The 17892-nt window shown below is 60.9% G+C and carries 17 protein-coding genes and 1 pseudogene; 5 read left to right on the top strand and 13 right to left on the bottom strand.

Going from position 1 to position 17892, the window contains the following annotated elements:
* Nucleotides 1-86: 86 nt before the first annotated feature.
* Nucleotides 87-689 carry a glutathione S-transferase family protein gene (locus HU725_RS06495; RefSeq protein WP_060479982.1) on the bottom strand — a complete coding sequence of 201 codons (603 nt, stop codon included), beginning with the start codon at nt 687-689 and terminating at the stop codon, nt 87-89.
* Between the two features lie 145 nt (nt 690-834).
* On the opposite strand from HU725_RS06495, the gene HU725_RS06490 reads away from it, so the two are divergent.
* Nucleotides 835-2031, top strand: a complete 1197-nt coding sequence (locus tag HU725_RS06490) for a benzoate/H(+) symporter BenE family transporter (RefSeq protein WP_186476603.1) — start codon at nt 835-837, stop codon at nt 2029-2031.
* Between the two features lie 78 nt (nt 2032-2109).
* On the opposite strand, the gene HU725_RS23100 is transcribed toward HU725_RS06490, so the two are convergent.
* From HU725_RS23100 to HU725_RS06480, 3 genes and pseudogenes are all read right to left on the bottom strand, one after another.
* Nucleotides 2110-2823, bottom strand: a complete 714-nt coding sequence (locus tag HU725_RS23100; protein WP_397468361.1) for a methyl-accepting chemotaxis protein — start codon at nt 2821-2823, stop codon at nt 2110-2112.
* Between the two features lie 147 nt (nt 2824-2970).
* Nucleotides 2971-3195: pseudogene (locus HU725_RS23095) on the bottom strand (HAMP domain-containing protein); the annotation flags it as partial.
* Nucleotides 3196-4216: 1021 nt separating this feature from the next.
* Nucleotides 4217-4978, bottom strand: a complete 762-nt coding sequence (locus HU725_RS06480; protein WP_060479699.1) for an SDR family oxidoreductase — start codon at nt 4976-4978, stop codon at nt 4217-4219.
* Nucleotides 4979-5152: 174 nt separating this feature from the next.
* Between HU725_RS06480 and HU725_RS06475 the strand changes: the two genes are divergently transcribed.
* The 3 genes from HU725_RS06475 to HU725_RS06465 all read left to right on the top strand — a co-directional run bounded on the left by HU725_RS06475 (nt 5153) and on the right by HU725_RS06465 (nt 7644).
* Nucleotides 5153-6154: an NADP-dependent oxidoreductase gene (locus tag HU725_RS06475; protein WP_186476601.1), complete on the top strand. Its 1002-nt coding sequence runs from the start codon at nt 5153-5155 to the stop codon at nt 6152-6154.
* A gap of 118 nt (nt 6155-6272) precedes the next feature.
* The gene (kdsA, locus tag HU725_RS06470; protein ID WP_060479721.1) at nt 6273-7115 is read left to right on the top strand and encodes a 3-deoxy-8-phosphooctulonate synthase; all 843 of its coding nucleotides are present in this window, start codon (nt 6273-6275) and stop codon (nt 7113-7115) included.
* 139 nt (nt 7116-7254) lie between these two features.
* On the top strand, nt 7255-7644 hold the full coding sequence (locus tag HU725_RS06465; protein WP_186476600.1) for a hypothetical protein: 390 nt from the start codon (nt 7255-7257) through the stop codon (nt 7642-7644).
* A 36-nt stretch (nt 7645-7680) separates the two neighbouring features.
* Here the strand turns inward: HU725_RS06465 and pyrF are convergent, their stop codons facing one another.
* Nucleotides 7681-8382, bottom strand: coding sequence for an orotidine-5'-phosphate decarboxylase (pyrF, locus tag HU725_RS06460; RefSeq protein WP_060479702.1), 702 nt, complete (start codon nt 8380-8382; stop codon nt 7681-7683).
* A gap of 182 nt (nt 8383-8564) precedes the next feature.
* On the opposite strand from pyrF, the gene HU725_RS06455 reads away from it, so the two are divergent.
* Nucleotides 8565-8732: a DUF2897 family protein gene (locus HU725_RS06455; protein WP_081016687.1), complete on the top strand. Its 168-nt coding sequence runs from the start codon at nt 8565-8567 to the stop codon at nt 8730-8732.
* Between the two features lie 142 nt (nt 8733-8874).
* Here HU725_RS06455 and HU725_RS06450 read toward each other — a convergent pair whose 3' ends face one another.
* The 8 genes from HU725_RS06450 to gmd form a co-directional block, all read right to left on the bottom strand.
* Entirely contained in the window at nt 8875-9204 is a 330-nt protein-coding gene (locus tag HU725_RS06450; RefSeq protein WP_186476599.1) for a ComEA family DNA-binding protein, read from the bottom strand.
* Nucleotides 9205-9320: 116 nt separating this feature from the next.
* The gene (locus HU725_RS06445; RefSeq protein WP_060479704.1) at nt 9321-11330 is read right to left on the bottom strand and encodes a polysaccharide biosynthesis protein; all 2010 of its coding nucleotides are present in this window, start codon (nt 11328-11330) and stop codon (nt 9321-9323) included.
* A gap of 42 nt (nt 11331-11372) precedes the next feature.
* Complete coding sequence (locus HU725_RS06440; protein ID WP_060479705.1) at nt 11373-12377, bottom strand: MraY family glycosyltransferase; 1005 nt, start codon at nt 12375-12377, stop codon at nt 11373-11375.
* Nucleotides 12374-13306, bottom strand: coding sequence for a UDP-glucose 4-epimerase family protein (locus tag HU725_RS06435; RefSeq protein ID WP_186476598.1), 933 nt, complete (start codon nt 13304-13306; stop codon nt 12374-12376). Before HU725_RS06435 ends, HU725_RS06440 begins: the two co-directional genes overlap by 4 nt.
* A gap of 45 nt (nt 13307-13351) precedes the next feature.
* Complete coding sequence (locus HU725_RS06430; RefSeq protein ID WP_202884444.1) at nt 13352-14461, bottom strand: glycosyltransferase family 4 protein; 1110 nt, start codon at nt 14459-14461, stop codon at nt 13352-13354.
* Entirely contained in the window at nt 14458-15603 is a 1146-nt protein-coding gene (locus HU725_RS06425) for a glycosyltransferase family 4 protein (protein WP_186476597.1), read from the bottom strand. Before HU725_RS06425 ends, HU725_RS06430 begins: the two co-directional genes overlap by 4 nt.
* A complete protein-coding gene (locus HU725_RS06420) occupies nt 15600-16496 on the bottom strand; it encodes a GDP-mannose 4,6-dehydratase (protein ID WP_186476596.1) in 897 nt (298 codons plus the stop codon). The genes HU725_RS06425 and HU725_RS06420 overlap by 4 nt, the downstream gene beginning before the upstream one ends.
* On the bottom strand, nt 16496-17527 hold the full coding sequence (gene gmd / locus HU725_RS06415) for a GDP-mannose 4,6-dehydratase (RefSeq protein WP_186476595.1): 1032 nt from the start codon (nt 17525-17527) through the stop codon (nt 16496-16498). The genes HU725_RS06420 and gmd overlap by 1 nt, the downstream gene beginning before the upstream one ends.
* Between the last annotated feature and the right edge of the window lie 365 nt (nt 17528-17892).

The following is a 17892-nucleotide window of genomic DNA, read 5'->3' as shown; positions in this document are numbered from 1 at the left end:
GTGAACGCCCACAGGGATCACGCAGTGCGCGAGCCCTGTGGCTAGCGGGTGAGAGCAGGTTCACCCGCGAATAGGCCGAACTCGCCTTACTCAACCATCGGCACATGCTTTGGGTGGCTCGCCACCCGTTCAAGCCAGGCCCGCACTGCCGGATAGTCGGCCAGATCGAAACCGCCCTGATGCGCCACGTGGGTGTAGGCGTATAACGCGACGTCGGCGATCGAGTACTGGTCCCCAACCAGGTACGGCGTCATCTGCAACTGCCGCTCCATCACCTTCAGCGCCTTGTACCCGCCTTTGTGCAGCTTGCGGTATTCGTCCACACGCTCATCCGGCAAGCCCAGGTAGAACTGAATGAACCTGGCCACGGCAATGTACGGCTCATGGCTGTATTGCTCGAAAAACTGCCACTGCAGAACCTGCGTGCGCAGGCGCGGTTCGCTGGGCAGAAACGCGCTGCCATCGGCCAGGTAGTTGAGGATGGCGTTCGACTCCCAAAGGCAGGTACCGTCCTCGAGCTGCAGAACCGGCACCTTGCCATTGGGGTTCATGGCCAGGAACTCTGGGGTTTCGGTTTCGCCCTTGAGGATGTCCACCGCTTGCCATTGATACGGGCGGTCCAGCAGGCTGAGCATCAGCTTGACCTTGTAGCAGTTGCCCGACTGGTAGTCACCATACACCTTGTACATCGCCCCTCCCCTCCCATGCAGTTACGCAGATTTGCTCAATAGTTGGCGACTGTACGGCCAAAAGCAATGCCTGCTGTATGGCAAGGATCAATCACCGCCGCGTTAGGCTGCAAAAACAGCTTACACATGGACAAGGACCCCTCCAATGACCGATGCCACCTCCGCGCGCCTGAGGCCCCTGGCAGACAGCTCCCCGTCGGCCGTGGTCGCCGGCTTCATCGCCATGCTCACCGGTTACACCAGCTCCCTGGTATTGATGTTCCAGGCAGGGCAAGCTGCCGGGCTGACCAGTGCACAGATTTCTTCGTGGATCTGGGCCTTGTCGATCGGCATGGCGGTGTGCAGCATCGGCCTGTCACTGCGCTACCGCACGCCTATCACCGTGGCCTGGTCTACCCCCGGTGCAGCGCTGTTGATTACCAGCCTGGGCGGTGTCAGCTACGGCGAAGCCATCGGCGCTTACATTACCTGTGCACTGCTGGTGGTGATCTGCGGCGTGACCGGCAGCTTCGAACGCCTGGTCAAGCGTATTCCCGCGTCATTGGCCTCGGCGCTGCTGGCGGGGATCCTGTTCAAGATCGGCAGCGAAATCTTCGTGGCCGCCCAGCACCGTACCTTGTTGGTATTGGGCATGTTCTTCAGTTATCTGTTGGTCAAGCGGCTATCGCCGCGGTATTGCGTGCTGGCTGCCTTGCTGGTGGGCACCGCGCTGTCCGGCGCCCTTGGCCTGCTGGACTTCAGCGGCTTCAAGCTCGAGGTAGCGGCACCGGTCTGGACCACGCCGAGCTTCTCTCTGGCCGCGACCATCAGCATCGGCATACCGCTGTTCGTGGTGGCCATGACCTCCCAGAACATGCCGGGCGTGGCTGTGCTAAGGGCCGACGGCTACCAAGTACCTGCATCGCCGCTGATTTCTGCCACTGGCTTTGCCTCGCTGCTGCTGGCCCCTTTCGGCTCCCACGGGGTGAATCTGGCGGCGATCAGTGCGGCGATCTGCACCGGGCCGCATGCCCATGAAGACCCGCAAAAACGCTACACGGCGGCGGTTTGGTGCGGGATTTTCTATGGCATAGCCGGTACGTTCGGCGCAACCCTGGCGGCGTTGTTCGCCGCGCTGCCCAAGGAGCTGGTGCTGTCGATTGCCGCCCTGGCACTGTTTGGTTCGATCATGAATGGGCTGACCGTGGCCATGGCCGAGGCACGCGAGCGGGAAGCGGCCTTGATCACCTTCATGGTCACGGCATCGGGGTTGACGCTGTTCTCGATTGGTTCGGCGTTCTGGGGGATTGTGGCGGGGGTTTTGACCTTGTTGATTCTGAATGCTCAGGGGGCTCGGCGGTAGTTCAGTGTTGCGGTTGAGATCGAGCGCCGCGCGGGCGGCGCTCGGTCTCGAACCCCACGAAAATCCACCGCCAGCCACTCACAGCCTAAAATGCCCGACCATGCCTTTGAGGTCACTGCCCAGTTGCGCCAATTCGACACTGGAGCGGGCATTGTCCTGCATCGCCAGCGCCGCCTGGTCGGCACTGCCGCGGATCTGCGTCACGCTGCGGCTGATCTCTTCGGCTACCGAACTCTGCTGCTCGGCTGCCGCAGCAATCTGCTGGTTCATCTGCTGAATCAAGGACACCGCCGCGGCAATGCTGCCCAGCGCGCTTTCGGTCTGTAGCGCGTCGGCTACGGCCAGGCGTACCAGCTCGGTACTGCCACGGATCTGCGTCACCGACTGCTGGGCGTTGCCCCGCAGGCTGGCCACCAGCCGTTCGATTTCCTCGGTCGACTGCCGGGTACGCCGGGCCAGGGCGCGCACCTCATCAGCCACCACGGCGAAACCACGCCCCTGCTCACCGGCCCGGGCCGCCTCGATAGCCGCGTTCAGCGCCAGCAGGTTGGTCTGCTCGGCCACGCTTTTGATCACCTCCAGCACATCGCCAATGGTGTGGATCTCGGCGCTCAAGCTATCGATACCCGCGCTGGCAGTGTCTGCGGCACTGGCCAATTGCTCGATGCGCTGCATGCTTTCGCGCACCACACGCTGGCCAGCGTCGACCTTCTCGTCGGCCGCCTGTGCCGCCTGCGCGGCTTGCTCGGCGTTACGCGCCACATCGTGCACGGTGGCAGTCATCTGCTGCATGGCAGTCGCTACCTGCTCGGTCTCTTCCTTCTGGCTGCCAACTTCACGGTTGGTCTGCTCGGTCACAGCCGACAGTGCCTGGGCGCTACCTGCCAACTGCTCGATGCCCTGCTGCAGACCACTGACCACGCCCGACAGCCCGGCAGCCATCTGCTGCATGGCCTGCATCAACTGGCCCACTTCGTCGCTGCGCGGCGCTTCGTGCTCCAGGCTCAATTCCCCGGCAGCGATGCGCTGGGCACGGCTGATTACGCGTTTGAGTGGGCCGATCACCGCGCGGGGAATCAGCCAGGCAGCGAGAATGCCCACCAGCAGCGCAAGGCCAGTGGCCAAGGCGATCGCCAGGCTATTACGCGCAAGTTCCGACTGCATGGCTTGCTGGTCGGCCACATAGGCCTGGTCGACCCGGCTGGTGACCTGCTCGGCACTGGCTTGCAACTGTGCCTTGATGCCCTGTTCTTTACCCAGCAGATCGGTGTATTCGTTAAGTTTGTCGGAGAAACTGGCAATGTGCCCAGCCACTTCACCCAGCACACTTTGGTAGCCGGGGTCACTGACACTGGCCTTGAGCTGCTCGACCAACTGCGCTGCGTCGACAGTCTGCGCGATGCGCCCTTGCTCGACTTCTTCACCCTTGCGGCTCTTGTCCAAGCGCACCCGCGCCTCTTCCATGGCTTGCAGCATCAACCGCGAAACTTGCGCCACCTGCCCGGCCTGTTCGAGGAACTCGCCACCTTGTTGGCCTTGGGATTGCTTAAGGGTGTAAGTGGCATCATCGGCCAAGCCCGATTGCAGCACATCGAGGTTATTGGCCACGCTGGACACCGACCAACTGGCCATGTCCAGCGCCAGCTCCTTGGCCTGCACCGCTTCGACGAAGGCTTCAAAGGCCTGGCCGTACGCCGCCAGGTCAGCCTCGGCCGCGCTCATTGCCGGCAGGGTGCGGGCGCGCTCGGCGAGGTTCTGCAACCCGCTGCGCAGAGCCTCGGCTTCCTTGATATCCGAACGCAAAGCAAACGCCTGCTCGCGCTGACGCAACCGCAGCAGGTCGGTATTGAACTGGCCTAGCTCACGCAGCCCGTCGAAACGCTGGCCGACGCCATGCAGCGCGGCTACACCGATGGCCGCCACCGCCACGGTCAGCAGCAACACCAGGGCAAAGCCAAGGCCCAGTTTGCGGGCCATGCCCAGGTTAGCCAGAACACCGCGCCTGCTCGCCGCCATCGCCGATCCTCTTCACCGTGCAAGGTTTGCCGAAAGCTAAGCGTTGCAACGTTCTTGGCCTGCAAACAAGGGGGCGACAGAAAAATGGTGTCAAATAGCTATGTACTGTCGTTATCAGCTAACTAAGGGTCGCCCTGCAGGGGAAATTGCAGGGCTGATCGGGGCCGGCTCAAATGGCCGTGGCTCCGCCGTCCACAGCAAGGCTGTGCCCCGTGGTGAAGGCCGCCCCATCGCTGCACAGGTACAAGACGGCACTGGCCACTTCGTCGACCTTGCCGATACGCCCCACCGGATGCATGGCAGCGGCAAATTCAGCCTTGCGCGGGTCAGCTTCATAGGCACGGCGGAACATATCGGTATCGATCACCGCCGGGCACACCGCGTTGACCCGGATACGCTTCTTGGCATATTCGATGGCCGCCGACTTGGTCAGGCCGATCACCGCATGCTTGGAGGCGGCATAAATGCTCATCTTCGGTGCTGCGCCCAGGCCCGCCACCGAGGCGGTATTGACGATCGCCCCGCCGCCTTGAGCCACTAGCAGCGGCAACTGGTACTTCATGCACAGCCATACGCCTTTGACATTGACGCCCATGATGGCGTCGAACTCGGCCTCACTGCCCTCGGCCAAACGCCCTTTTTCAATTTCGATGCCTGCGTTGTTGAAGGCGTAGTCCAAGCGCCCATACACCTCGATGACCCGCTCGTGCAGTTGCCGTACCTCGGCGTCCTTGGTCACGTCACAGGCCACGAACAACGCCTCGCCCCCCGCTTGATGCAGCAGGTCGACGGTAGACTGGCCTGCGACCGGGTCAAGATCGGCTACCACCACCTTCAGGCCTTGGCGGGCAAAGGCCAGCGCCGTAGCCCGGCCGATCCCCGCGCCAGCGCCAGTGACCAGGGCTACCTGGCCGGAAAAGGTCATGCTCATCGTCTGCTCCAGAAGGGGAATGGATGGGCTGAGAGTCTAGTCAGCCTACCACCGGGCTGGGCAGCATCATCAGGGCAGCGGTTGAGCTACCATGCTTACCAGTGATTTTGCGGACCAACCAGCATCAGCAGGTTAAATTGACCGCTGAGCCTCATTCCATCACAAGGACCTGCCATGACCCAGACCAACCGCCGCTTCCTGCTTGCCAAACGCCCGGCCGGCGCCGTGCGCCGTGACGACTTCACCTTCGAGACCGTGCCCGCCCAGGCGCCTGCCGAAGGGCAGATCCAGGTGCGCAACCTGTACCTGTCCCTGGACCCAGCCATGCGCGGCTGGATGAACGAAGGCAAGTCTTACATCCCACCCGTTGCCCTGGGCCAGGTGATGCGTGCCCTGGGCGTTGGCGAGGTGGTGGCTTCCAACCATCCCGACTACAAGCCCGGCGACCATGTCAGCGGCGCCCTTGGTGTGCAGGACTACTTCACCGGCGAGCCCCAGGGCCTGCACAAGATCGACCCCAATCTCGCCCCGCTGCCCCGCTACCTGTCGGCCCTGGGCATGACCGGCATGACCGCCTACTTCGCCCTGCTCGAAGTCGGCCAGCCCAGGGCCGGTGACACCGTGGTCATCTCGGGCGCAGCCGGTGCGGTGGGCAGCATCGTCGGGCAGATCGCCAAGCTCAAAGGCTGCCATGTGGTCGGCATTGCCGGTGGTGCGCAGAAATGCCAATACCTGAAAGACGAACTGGGCTTCGACGGCGTGATCGACTACAAAGCCGAGGACGTGCTGGCCGGCCTGAAGCGCGAATGCCCGAAAGGGGTCGATGTGTACTTCGACAACGTCGGCGGCGAAATCCTCGACGCGGTCCTCACCCGCATCAACTTCAAAGCACGCATCGTGATTTGCGGCGCCATCAGCCAGTACAACAACAAAGAAGCGGTCAAAGGCCCGGCCAACTACCTGGCGCTGCTGGTGAACCGCGCACGCATGGAAGGCTTCGTGGTGATGGACCACGTCAAGGACTATGGCAAGGCCGCGCAGGAGATGGCCGGTTGGCTGGCCAGCGGCAAGGTCAAGAGCAAGGAGGATGTGGTCGAAGGGCTGGAGACGTTCCCAGAAACATTGCTCAAGCTGTTCAACGGGGAAAACTTCGGCAAGTTGGTGTTGAAGGTGTGACGCGGGTGTAGCCCTGGACTGTGCCGCGCCCCCTTAAAGGGCCGGCACAGGCAGCACAGATCTTGTAAGATTGCCCCTCGCCACTGAAACCAGTGACAAGGGATTTGTAGAGATGACCATGATCAAGATCACCCCCACCATCGAGTGCTCCAACACCGCCCCGTTCGTCCTCTTCGGCGGCGTCAACGTACTCGAGTCCGAGGACCTGGCCCTGACCGCCTGTGCCGAGTACGTTCGGGTTACCGAGAAACTGGGCATCCCTTACGTGTTCAAGGCCAGCTTCGATAAGGCTAACCGCTCCTCGATCCACTCCTACCGCGGCCCCGGTATGGAAGAAGGCCTGCGTATCTTTGAAAAAGTTAAGGCCGAATTCGGCGTACCGATCATCACCGACGTGCATGAAATTCATCAGTGCGCCCCGGTTGCCGAAGTGGTCGACGTGCTGCAGCTGCCCGCCTTCCTGGCCCGCCAGACCGACCTGGTGGTAGCCCTGGCCAAGACCGGCAAGCCAGTCAACATCAAGAAGCCGCAGTTCCTCAGCCCTTCGCAGATGCAGAACATCGTGCACAAGTTCAAGGAAGCCGGTAACGACCAACTGATCCTATGCGACCGTGGCACCTGCATGGGTTACGACAACTTGGTCGTCGACATGCTGGGCTTCGGGGTAATGAAACGTACCTGCGACGACCTGCCGGTAATCTTCGATGTCACCCACGCGCTGCAGAATCGCGACCCATCTGGCGCGGCTTCCGGTGGCCGTCGCGAGCAGGTCGTGGACCTGGCCCGCGCTGGTATGGCGGTGGGCCTGGCTGGGCTGTTCCTGGAGGCCCACCCTAACCCAGACCAAGCCAAGTGCGACGGCCCGAGCGCTCTGCCGCTGGACAAGCTGGAGCCGTTCCTGGCGCAAATCAAAGCCCTGGATGACCTGGTCAAAGGCTTCGCCCCGTTGGTCATCGCCTGATTCGAAAGCAATGAAAAAAGGGCCGACCTGCACATTGCAGGTCGGCCCTTTTTCATTTCGCCTGTGAATATGGGCAATGCCCGTGGCGCTCACGCTCAAACTCAGGTATTGATGTGCGCGCTTTCATGAGGAGAACATTGTGGAGTGGTACGAATCGTTGTTTCTGCAGGCCTGCGCCCATGTGATGACCCAGGCGAAGATAGCCCAGCGCCATACACCGCAAGGGGGCCTGAACCTGAATGTGACCGCCACCCACGAGCTGGTCGAAGCCTATCAGCGTGGGGTAGCGTTGGCGTTCAATGCCAAAGCCTTACAACAGGCTTTCGCCCAAGGCGCAGATTGCGCTCTGCTGATAATGACGCATGAACATCAGTTCGCCAGCACCTTGCAGGACATCAAGCGCCAACACGATGTGGTCTTGAGCGCCACCTTGGGCACCACCCTGCGTTCCAGCGACTTCGCCACCTACCATGTGGACGTCGCCCTCATACGTGCAACCCAAGCCAGCACCATGGATATTGCCCATTGAAGCTATGGGCTACCCGACGGTAGCCCGGTTGCCAGTTCAGCCGCGAATCTCGGCCACCACCGCGGCCAGTGCCTGCGCGGGGTCGGCTGCTTTGCTGATAGGGCGGCCGATTACCAGGTAATCGGAGCCTGCATCCAATGCCTCGCGCGGAGTTAGGATACGGCGCTGGTCGTCCAGGGCGCTGCCAGCAGGACGAATGCCTGGAGTGACCAGTTGCAGTGCCGGGTGCGCGGCTTTGAGCGCGGGTGCTTCCAGCGCCGAGCACACCAGGCCGTCCATACCCGCCTTCTCTGCCAGCGCGGCCAAACGCAGCACTTGCTGCTGCGGGTCCACATCCAGGCCGATGCCCGCCAAGTCCTCACGCTCCATGCTGGTCAACACGGTCACCCCGATCAGCAGTGGTTGCGGACCCGTGCGCTTGGCCAGCGCTTCGCGGCAGGCGGCCATCATCCGCAGGCCACCGGAGCAGTGCACGTTGACCATCCATACCCCCATCTCGGCAGCAGCCTTCACAGCCATGGCCGTAGTATTGGGGATGTCATGGAACTTCAAATCCAGGAATACTTCGAAGCCTTTCGCGCAGAGCGTTTCCACAATTCCCGAGGCGCTGCTGGTGAACAGTTCTTTGCCAACTTTGACCCGGCACAGGGAGGGGTCGAGCTGGTCAGCCAGCTTCAGGGCAGCGTCACGGGTGGGAAAATCCAGGGCGACGATCAGGGGCGTCTGGCAGGCGGACATGGTCGGGGTCTCTTGGCAAGTCGTAAACGGCGCGCATTGTAAACGAAGTGGCGCAGGCTTTGGGGGCCGCAGGTCATCGGATTGGCCCAGAGGTGGGCGCTGCCTATAATTGAACCAACCCAACCGGGTGATGCTCGATATGAGTACAAGCATTGCCCCATGGTGCTGACAGGAGAATACAAATGCCCTGGTACGCCTGGCTGATACTCATCGTAGCCTTGGGTTCTATCGTCGGCGGGTTGATGATGCTGCGCGATACAGCCAAAAAACTCCCATTGACTGATGAACAACTGCGCAAAGTGCATGAACGCAATGCACAAGCCGATGCCAAGGACGCGCAGGACAGATAATGCGGGCTTCAGCGTGACGGCGGCAGGCAATCATGCTGAGAGCCGTTAGGCTGATGCCTGAAACTAAGGTTTCATGCTTATCAATTGGGCCGCTTTGCGGCCCAATTGATTTAACTGACTGCGATGAGCCCGATGAGCGTAGTCATTCAACGCTTAACTTATCGCGGTTACGCTCCAGCAATGCATTGCCGATGCCTTTTATTTCCAGTAACTCGTCAACCGTCGCAAACGGCCCGTTAGCCTCGCGGTACGCAACGATGGCCTCAGCCTTGGCCTTGCCAATGCCAGTGAGTTCTTTCTGCAAAGTAGCAGCGTCGGCCTGGTTCAAGTTTACAAGTGCGGGCCCGGTGCTCTTCTGGCTCATCGCCGCTACCGGCTGAGTCATTGGCCCCTCGGCAGGTGCGGCGTTAACCGAAAACGCAAGGCCCGCGAACAGGGGCAGCAACAGATACGAAAGCACGGTATTACGCATAGAAGCACTCCTTGGAGTAATTGGCGAGGCAGCGTTTCCTTGGCTGCCAGGCCAGATTATCGATCCCCAAAGTGCCCGCGAAGGGGGCTAATCCCCTTGTTTTGTAGGAAGCCGCTTTATCGGTCTTGATGCTGCTGCAAGTACAGCCAATCGACGATATCGCCCTCCGGCGAATAGCCGCTGACCAACTCGCGCAGCAGGTGCCTGATGCGGCTGAAATCATCTTCTGCAACCGCTTTGAGCAGCGCTGCCAAGCGCTCGCGCAATACATCCCACGCCAGGAAGTCTTCCTTGGCCGTCATGATCATGGGGTGCACGGTGGGCGATACGTCATCACCGATCAGAAGCTCTTCATACAGCTTTTCACCCGGCCGCAAGCCTGAGAATTCAATGGCGATATCGCCAGTGGGGTTGCCTGGGCTACGCACGCTCAGGCCCGACAGGTGAATCATTTTTTCGGCCAGCTCGACGATTTTGACGGGTTCGCCCATATCCAGGACGAAGACGTCGCCCCCCTGCCCCATGGCCCCGGCCTGCAACACCAGTTGGGCAGCCTCGGGGATGGTCATGAAGTACCGCGTGATCTTCGGGTGGGTAACGGTGAGCGGCCCACCAGCCTTGATCTGCTGGTGGAACAACGGTATCACCGAGCCCGAAGAGCCCAGCACGTTACCGAAGCGCACCATGGTGAAACGGGTTTTGTTCACCCGTGAAATTTTGCCGCTGTCGCCATACATCACTGGCGCAGCTTCCCGACTCAGAGCCTGCAGGATCAGTTCGGACAGGCGCTTGGTACTGCCCATCACATTGGTAGGCCGCACCGCTTTGTCGGTGGAGATCAACACGAAGTTGGCCACTCCCGACTGCAAGGCAGCTTGCGCGGTGCATAGAGTACCGAACACATTGTTAAGCACGCCTTCGCCCATATTGTGCTCGACCATCGGCACGTGCTTGTATGCAGCTGCATGGTAGACAGTGTCCACCCGCCAGGTGCTCATGATATCGGCAAGGTGCTGCTGATTGCGCACCGAGCCCAGAATCGGCAGCAAGCGAACCGAGAGCGACTCACGGGCGGCGTGTCGTTCCAGCTCACTGAGGATGCTGTAAAGGTTGAACTCGCTGTGGTCGAACAGCAGCAAGGTCTTGGGGCCCAGGCCGATGATTTGTCGGCACAGCTCCGAGCCGATCGAGCCCCCTGCGCCAGTGACCAGCACTGTCTGCTTCTTGATGCACCGCTCGAGCAGTTCATCCTGAGCTGGCACTGGGTCACGCCCGAGCAAGTCGGCGATGTCGACGTCCTGAATGTCATCGACCTTGACCCGACCACTGGCCAAGTCGGCAAACGCAGGCACGCTTCGCACGTGCAGCGGGTACGGCTCGAGGAAAGCCAGGATTTCCTTGCGCCGCGCACGGGAAGCGCGGGGCAAAGCCAGGAGGATTTCCTGGGCACCGGTTTCCTTGATCATCTGCTGTAAGTGCTTGGGCTTGTAGACCTGAAGCCCGGAAATGACTCGGTTGGCGAGGTCACCATCGTCATCGATGAAGGCCACCGGCCGCATCACCCGGCCCATGCGCAGCGCAGCCAGCAATTGGTTGCCGGCCGTACCAGCGCCGTAGATGGCGACCTTGATCTGGCCATCGTCGCGGTTGGTGAAAGGAATCTGGTGGTTGCCAGTGAACCAATCGCCGAGGAAGAACTGACGCATCACCAGGCGCAAGCCACCGATGATGACCAGGCTCAGCCACCAGTAGTTGAAGATGATCGAGCGGGGAACCACCACTTTGTGGTTGCTGTACCAGTACACCACTACGGCAAGAATCAACGACGAGAGGGTGACAGCCTTGATGATGGTCACCAGGGCATCGTTGCCAAAATAGCGCATGACCGCCCGGTACATGCCAAACCGAATGAACAACGGCACTGCCACGACCGGAGCGGCCAGGAACAGCCAGGTATGCTCCAGAATCGGGTTGTACATTTCATCGATGCCTAGCCGCACGATGAACGACAACCACAAGGCCAGCCAGATGAGCAGCATGTCGGTGCAGACTTGAATCAGGCGCTTCTGCCGCCGTGAGAGGTTCACGAGGAACTGGCGCAGCCTGTCTTTGTTTGCATCGCTCATCCAGCTCTCCTCAACGTGCCAAGTGCGGTTAGCTCGATCATGTTATTCCCGCTTCCCGGCATGGTATTTGATCGCCAGCATTATAAGAGGGAAATATGCGACCAAGGTTCCCGTCGCACCATCCAGGCCAAACGCCACCACCGCCAACGCCACCGGCAATAACCAGCCCAGGTTGATGGCCGCTACGGCAAGGCTCACTGGCCGGTGACTGCCATGCTGGCGGACAGCATACTGATAGGCATGGCTGCGATGCGCCTCGTAGATGCGTTCGCCGCGCAAGAGCCGACGCAGCAACGTAAAGGTGGCATCGACTACAAATACCCCCAAAAGTATTAACCAGCCCCAGAAGAGTAGCGGGTTTATCCAGGTTGCCTGCAACGCCATCAGGCCCAGCATGATGCCGAGGAAGCCACTGCCGGCATCGCCCATGAAAATCCGTGCTGGAGGAAAGTTCCAGAATAAAAAGCCCGCCACCGTGGCGGCCAGCAGCAGCGGCAGCCACGTGGCTTGCGGATACCCGCCCAGCCAGTAAAGCAAGCAGCCGCCTAAACAGACGCAGATGGCTTCAAGGCTGGCGATACCATCGATACCATCCATGAAATTGTACAGATTGAGCAGCCATACCAAGTACAAGGCACCAAACAGCCCACCCAGCCAAGCGCCATCCAGTGACCAGCCCAATACCATGACAGGCGGCATGCCCCCTAGCCAGTAGAGCCCCCAGGCGGCGGCAAGAAAGTGGCCAAGCAGACGCCAGCGTGCGGCAATATGGCCGTGGTCATCCATGAAGCCGATGACCGCTACCAGGCTACCGGCCCCCAGCAGGCCGACCAGTACCGGCGGCGCGACGGCCCCAGCCCAGCCCAAGCCCAGGGCTCCCAGCAGGAAGCAGACAACGAACGCCAGCCCCCCTCCCCGCGGGGTTGGCAGGGTATGCGAACTGCGGGCATTGGGGATGTCTAGCAGGCTGCGCGCCAGAGCGTAGCGGCGCAAGCCTGCGGTCATGGCCAGCGCAGCCACGCCAGCGACAAGTATCAGCCAGGTCATCGGTGGGGGTTATCCAGAAAATCGCGAGCGGTGAGCTTCAGCCCTTGCTCCAGCGTATGAGGTGGGGTCCAGCCGAGCAGTCGGTGGTTTTTTTCGATATCGACCTGCAACCAGCCCAATAGGCGCTGGGCCATATCACCGCGCCCAAGCAGGCGAGCCAGCGCGCGCAGCAGTGCAGGAGGCACGGGCAGCAAGCGAGCCGGCCGGCCCAGCGCGCGGCCCAAGGCGCGAAGCAAATCGCTCAAGGTCACGTCTTGCCCATCGCTGCCGAGAAACACCTGGTTGGCAGCCAGCGGGTGATCGATGCAAGTCAACACTAGGTCAACCAGATTATCGACAAAAATCAGGCTGCGACGATTGCCAAGCGCGCCCAGTGGCAGCGGTATGCCGCGCTGAACCCAGCCCAGCATGCTGCGGAAGTTCGCCTTGACCCCCGGCCCGTACACCAGCACCGGGCGGATCACCACCAGCTCCAGGCCAGTGGCCGCTGCCAGCTGCTGCAACCCCTGCTCGGCCTCCAGTTTGGACCGCCCGTAGGCATCTTGCGGGGCGGGCGCATCATCAGCGCGCAAAGGCTGGCCGGGCGAGCTGAGTTCGCCGTTGACCTTGATCGAGCTGATGAAAATGAAACGACGAACACCCGCCTCGGCAGCCTGCCTGGCGAGGTTGAGGGTACCCTCGACATTGACCTTACGAAACTCGCCCAAGCTGTCGCTGGCTGTTTCCTGCATCACGTGCACGCGGGCTGCCGAGTGTATGACCGTATCGACGCCGGCAAGCGCAGCGGACCAATCGGTAGCGGCGGCCAGCGGGGCCTCCTGACGAGACGGGGCGCGCACGATGAAAACGCCAAGGTCGTGCAACTGACGGCTTAGGGCGCTGCCAACGAAGCCGCTAGCGCCGGTGACAAGAATCGTTCGGCTATCCATGAAAGTCGTTCTTATGCGAAAGCTTGGGCAGGCAAAATCCGAGGGTTACAACAGGCTACGGTACAGGTCGGCGTAGGCGGCCGCCATAGCCGGTGCGGTAAACACCGCTTCGTAGCGTTCCAAGGCCTTAGCGCCCATAGCCCTGGCCATGCCAGGGTCATCCCAGAGACGCTGCATGGCCAAAGCCAGTGCCGAGGCGTCACGCGGCGGTATCACCAGGCCCGTCTGGTCCGCCAGGTTGATGAAGGTCGTACCGGAACCCATCTCACAGGAGATCAAAGGTTTGCCATACATCGCCGCTTCCAGCAGCGAGATGCCAAACGACTCGGAGCGCAGGTGCGATGGGAACACGAAGCCATAGCACAGCTCGAGCAAGGCAGCTTTGTCTTCATCGGGCAAGCCGCCTAGAAAATGCACATTGCTCAAGCCCAATTCTGCAGCCTGCTGCTTGAGCTCAGCCTCAAGAAAACCGCCGCCCATGATGACCACTGGCAAACCGTTGAGCTTGGCGGCCTGCAGCAGGTAGTCCAAGCCTTTGTAGTAGCGCAGAGCACCAACGAAAAGGAAGAAGCGCTCCCCCAGCCGCCCGCGCCAGTAAGCCAGTTTGCTCTGCGAAGGCTGCGCATAGGTGGCGCGGTCAAGCCCGTAGGGAATGATCGAAACCTTGCTCTGGAAACGCGTCAACACCGGGCTGTGCGCTGCGTAGTTGGGCGAGGAGGCAACCACACGGTCGACACTGGTGAAAAAACGGTGCATGAGCGGCTGATAAAGCTTGAGCAGCCATTTTTGCTTGACGATATCGGAGTGGTAGCTGACGACGGTCGGTTTATTCAGGCCCGCCAGAAAATGCACCAGGTCCATGTAAGGCCATGGGAAGTGGTAATGCACGATGTCGGCCTGCGCAGCCAGCTCGCGGAAGTCCTTCAGCGCCGACACTGAAAACCCGGTAGACGCCACATGCAGGTCGAGTTTGGAACGGTGAGTCAAATGGTTGGCAACCGGCTCGTTGCGCGCAGCGCCCCGCTCGCTGAGGTAAAGCACTTCAGAGTCGATACCCTGGGCGCGAGCGCCTTCGGCGATCTGAAAGATCACCTGCTCGATACCGCCCATGGAGTCGGGGTAATAGGTTTTGAAAAAGTGCAGTACCTTGATCATCGTTTGTCGCTGACCTTGCGATAGACCTCGATGGTTGCCTGGGCACAACGCTCCCAGGAAAAACCAGCGGCATGGGTAAGGCCCTGCTGCACGGCTGCCAGGCGCCAATTTTCGTCTTCCAGGCCCTGACGCAGCAAAGCGCTGAGGCCATCCACGTCACCCGGCGCGCACATCAGCGCGGCTTGGCCTGCAACTTCTGGCAATGACGAGCTGTTGGAGCAGACTACCGGCACGCCCGAGCTCATCGCTTCGAGTACGGGCAAGCCAAAGCCTTCGTAGTGCGACGGGAAAGTGAACAGCCGCGCACCGGCATACAGTAGCGGCAAGTCTTCGCTGGCCGCGAAGCCCAAATAGCGAGCCCAACCTTGCTGTTGCGCCTGGGCGATGCGCTGGTGAATGGCTTCGCTGCGCCAGCCATGATACCCGGTGAGGATCAGCGGCCAGCGTTGGCGAAGCGCCACCGGCAATTTGCCATAGGCGTCCAGCAGCGTCTCAAGGTTCTTGCGCGGCTCTATGGTGCCGACGAACAAGCTGTAACCGCCCGCTTGCAGTCCGTAACGGGCAAGTGCTTCACGCAGGCTATCGGCGCTTCGCGGGTGGAACTCCGGGGAGCTGGCCAACGGCACCGCATGGATACGTTCGATGGGCCAGCCGAAATAGTCAGCCAACTCCTGACGGGTGTAGTGCGAGTCGGTGATCAGCGCGTCGGCCCGCTGCAGTGTGAGCGTGAGCTCTTTTTGCAGAAAGCGCGCGATCTGTGGCGCATGGCAATGCGCCCAGGTAAATGGCGACAGGTCGTGGAAGGTCGCCACACTGGGCCCGGCGAACGGTGGCAGGTAATAGTTGGGGCTGTGATACAGGTGATCCTCATGCCCCTTCAGCGCCCGCTTACGCAGGTAGGGCATCAGCCGCCGGTAGGCTTCCACGGCCACCGCGTTCTTCTGAACCAAACGCTTGAGGCCATGCACCGCGTCGGACTGATCGGCCGCGGTGGGCAACGACGGCAAAAAGCGGCGCCCAGCGAAAAGCTGCAAATCGTTGATTTCGCTACTGCGCTGTAACCGAGTGGCCAGTTCGTAGGTGTAGCGCCCAATGCCGGTCAGCGGGAAGCGAACCGGCTCGACGGAGAGGATGAGCTTCATTTACCCGCAAGCATCCAACCCAGCGTTTCATCCAGAGAGGGGGTTTGCCAGCCCGGCACCAGAGCCCGCAGGCGGCTGTTGTCGCCGCAGAGGGTTTTGACCTCGTTGGCGCGCACGAACGCCGGGTTCACCTGGACGTCGATGGCGTGGCCGGTAATGGCCGAGCACTTGGCGATGACTTCGCGCAGCGAATGGGTTTGCCCGGAGCTGACGTTGACCGTCTGCCCCACAGGGCGGGCCTCGATGAGGCCACGATAAGCCTGCACCACTGCACGTACGTCACTGAAGTCGCGCCACACATCGAGGTTACCGAGCTCGATGGTGCCGGCCTGACGTTGGAAGTGCGAGACGATCTTGGGCAGCAGGAAGTTCTCTGCCTGCCCAACCCCTGTGTAGTTGAACGGGCGGGTGATGACGATCGGCAAACGATCGAACCACAAGCGTGCCATGTACTCCATGGCCAGCTTGCTGACTGCATAATCGTTGGCCGGCGCCGGCAAGGTCTGCTCGTCGAGCAGCCCTTCGGAAACGTTGCCATAAACGTTGGCGCTGCTGGCAATCAACACGCAATCAGGTGTTTTGCCGCAGGCCGCAATGGCTTCGAGCAGATTGCGTGTACCCACCAGATTGACCTGGTAGAACGCGTCGGCTGCACCATGCCCGACGAAAGCGATGGCAGCCAGATGCACGATGACATCCGGCTGCAATTCGGCCAGCAATGCACGCAGGCCCGGGCCGTCGGTAAGATCGACCTGGTGGTAGTCAGGCGCCTGCAACGGCTGGCTGCCGGTCCCTATGACTTCATAGCCACGGGCTCGCAGCTCGGCCGCCATGTAGCGACCGGTGAAGCCCTGAATCCCTGTGATGAGCGCGCGCTTGCTGGCCATTTGCATCAGAACGAGAACCCTTTTTCGTTACGACGCAGGTCGGCTTCGACCATCATGCGGCACAGTTCTTCGAGGCTGGTTTTCGGCTCCCAACCCAGAACTTCCTTGGCCTTGGCAGGGTTGCCGATCAGCAGCTCTACCTCAGCTGGGCGGTAGAATTTCGGGTTGATCACGACCAGCACTTTGCCAGTGGCAGCGCAGGTGCCCTGCTCCGCTTCGTCCTTGCCACTCCACTTGATTTCGATGTCGACGGCCTTGAACGCCATCGAGACGAAGTCACGCACGGTTTCGGTACGGTTGGTGGCGAGTACGAAAGTGTCTGGTACATCAGCTTGCAGCATGCGCCACATGCCTTCGACGTACTCTTTGGCAAAGCCCCAGTCGCGCTTGGCGTCGAGGTTGCCCAGCTCGAGCTTGTCGAGCAGGCCGAGCTTGATCTTGGCTACCGAGTCGGTGATTTTGCGGGTCACGAACTCACGGCCACGCAGTGGCGACTCGTGGTTGAACAGGATGCCGCTGGTGGCAAAGATGTTGTACGACTCACGGTAGTTGATGGTCATCCAGTGGGCGTACAGCTTGGCCACGCCATAGGGGCTGCGTGGGTAGAACGGGGTGCTTTCGACCTGTGGAATGGCTTGAACCTTGCCGAACATCTCCGAAGTCGACGCCTGGTAGAAGCGGACCTTCGGGTTGACGATGCGAATGGCTTCGAGCAGGTTCACCGCACCCAGGCCAGTGATTTCGGCGGTGGTCACAGGTTGTTCGAAGGACACACCCACGAAGCTCTGTGCGGCGAGGTTGTACACCTCGGTAGCTTCGGTGGTTTGCAGCAAGCGGATGCTGGCGGACAGGTCGGTGAGGTCGTATTCGACCAAGTGCAGATTAGGATTGGTGTGGATGCCCAACTCTTCGATGCGCCAGAAATTGACCGAGCTGGTGCGACGGTAGGTGCCGTAGACGGTATAACCTTTTTCGAGCAGCAGTTCTGCCAAATAGGCGCCGTCTTGACCAGTGATCCCAGTAACGATTGCTTTCATGCGACTTAACCAACTCCGATAGTGCCGTGCGGGCATGTGTGATTATTGGGCTTGACGCGGCAGCTCCAAGCCGCGCGTACTTGCTTGCATACGGCAGTATACATAGGTCGGAGGGAGTACTCGACTCACAAAATACTGGCGCGCCGCCAGGTGCCGGTCAGGCCTTATTGAACGGATTAGTAACCGGCGCGGGAGAATAAGTTCCAGGGTGGGAGATGGCCAGTGATTGGCTTGTAGGAAAAGTCTGAAGTTTGCGAATTCTGGGGACGGGCGACTGCGTTGCGGCGTAGCTGAGGGCTAGCGATTATTCGTGTATCGGCGGCCTTGCCGGGGCCGTGAACAAGCGGCGGTGGACAGCGCAGCAG

It is taken from the genome of Pseudomonas promysalinigenes, from assembly GCF_014269025.2.
Classification (GTDB): domain Bacteria; phylum Pseudomonadota; class Gammaproteobacteria; order Pseudomonadales; family Pseudomonadaceae; genus Aquipseudomonas; species Aquipseudomonas promysalinigenes.
Note: the sequence above shows the minus strand (reverse complement) of the source record. Positions and strands in the feature narration are given on the sequence as shown.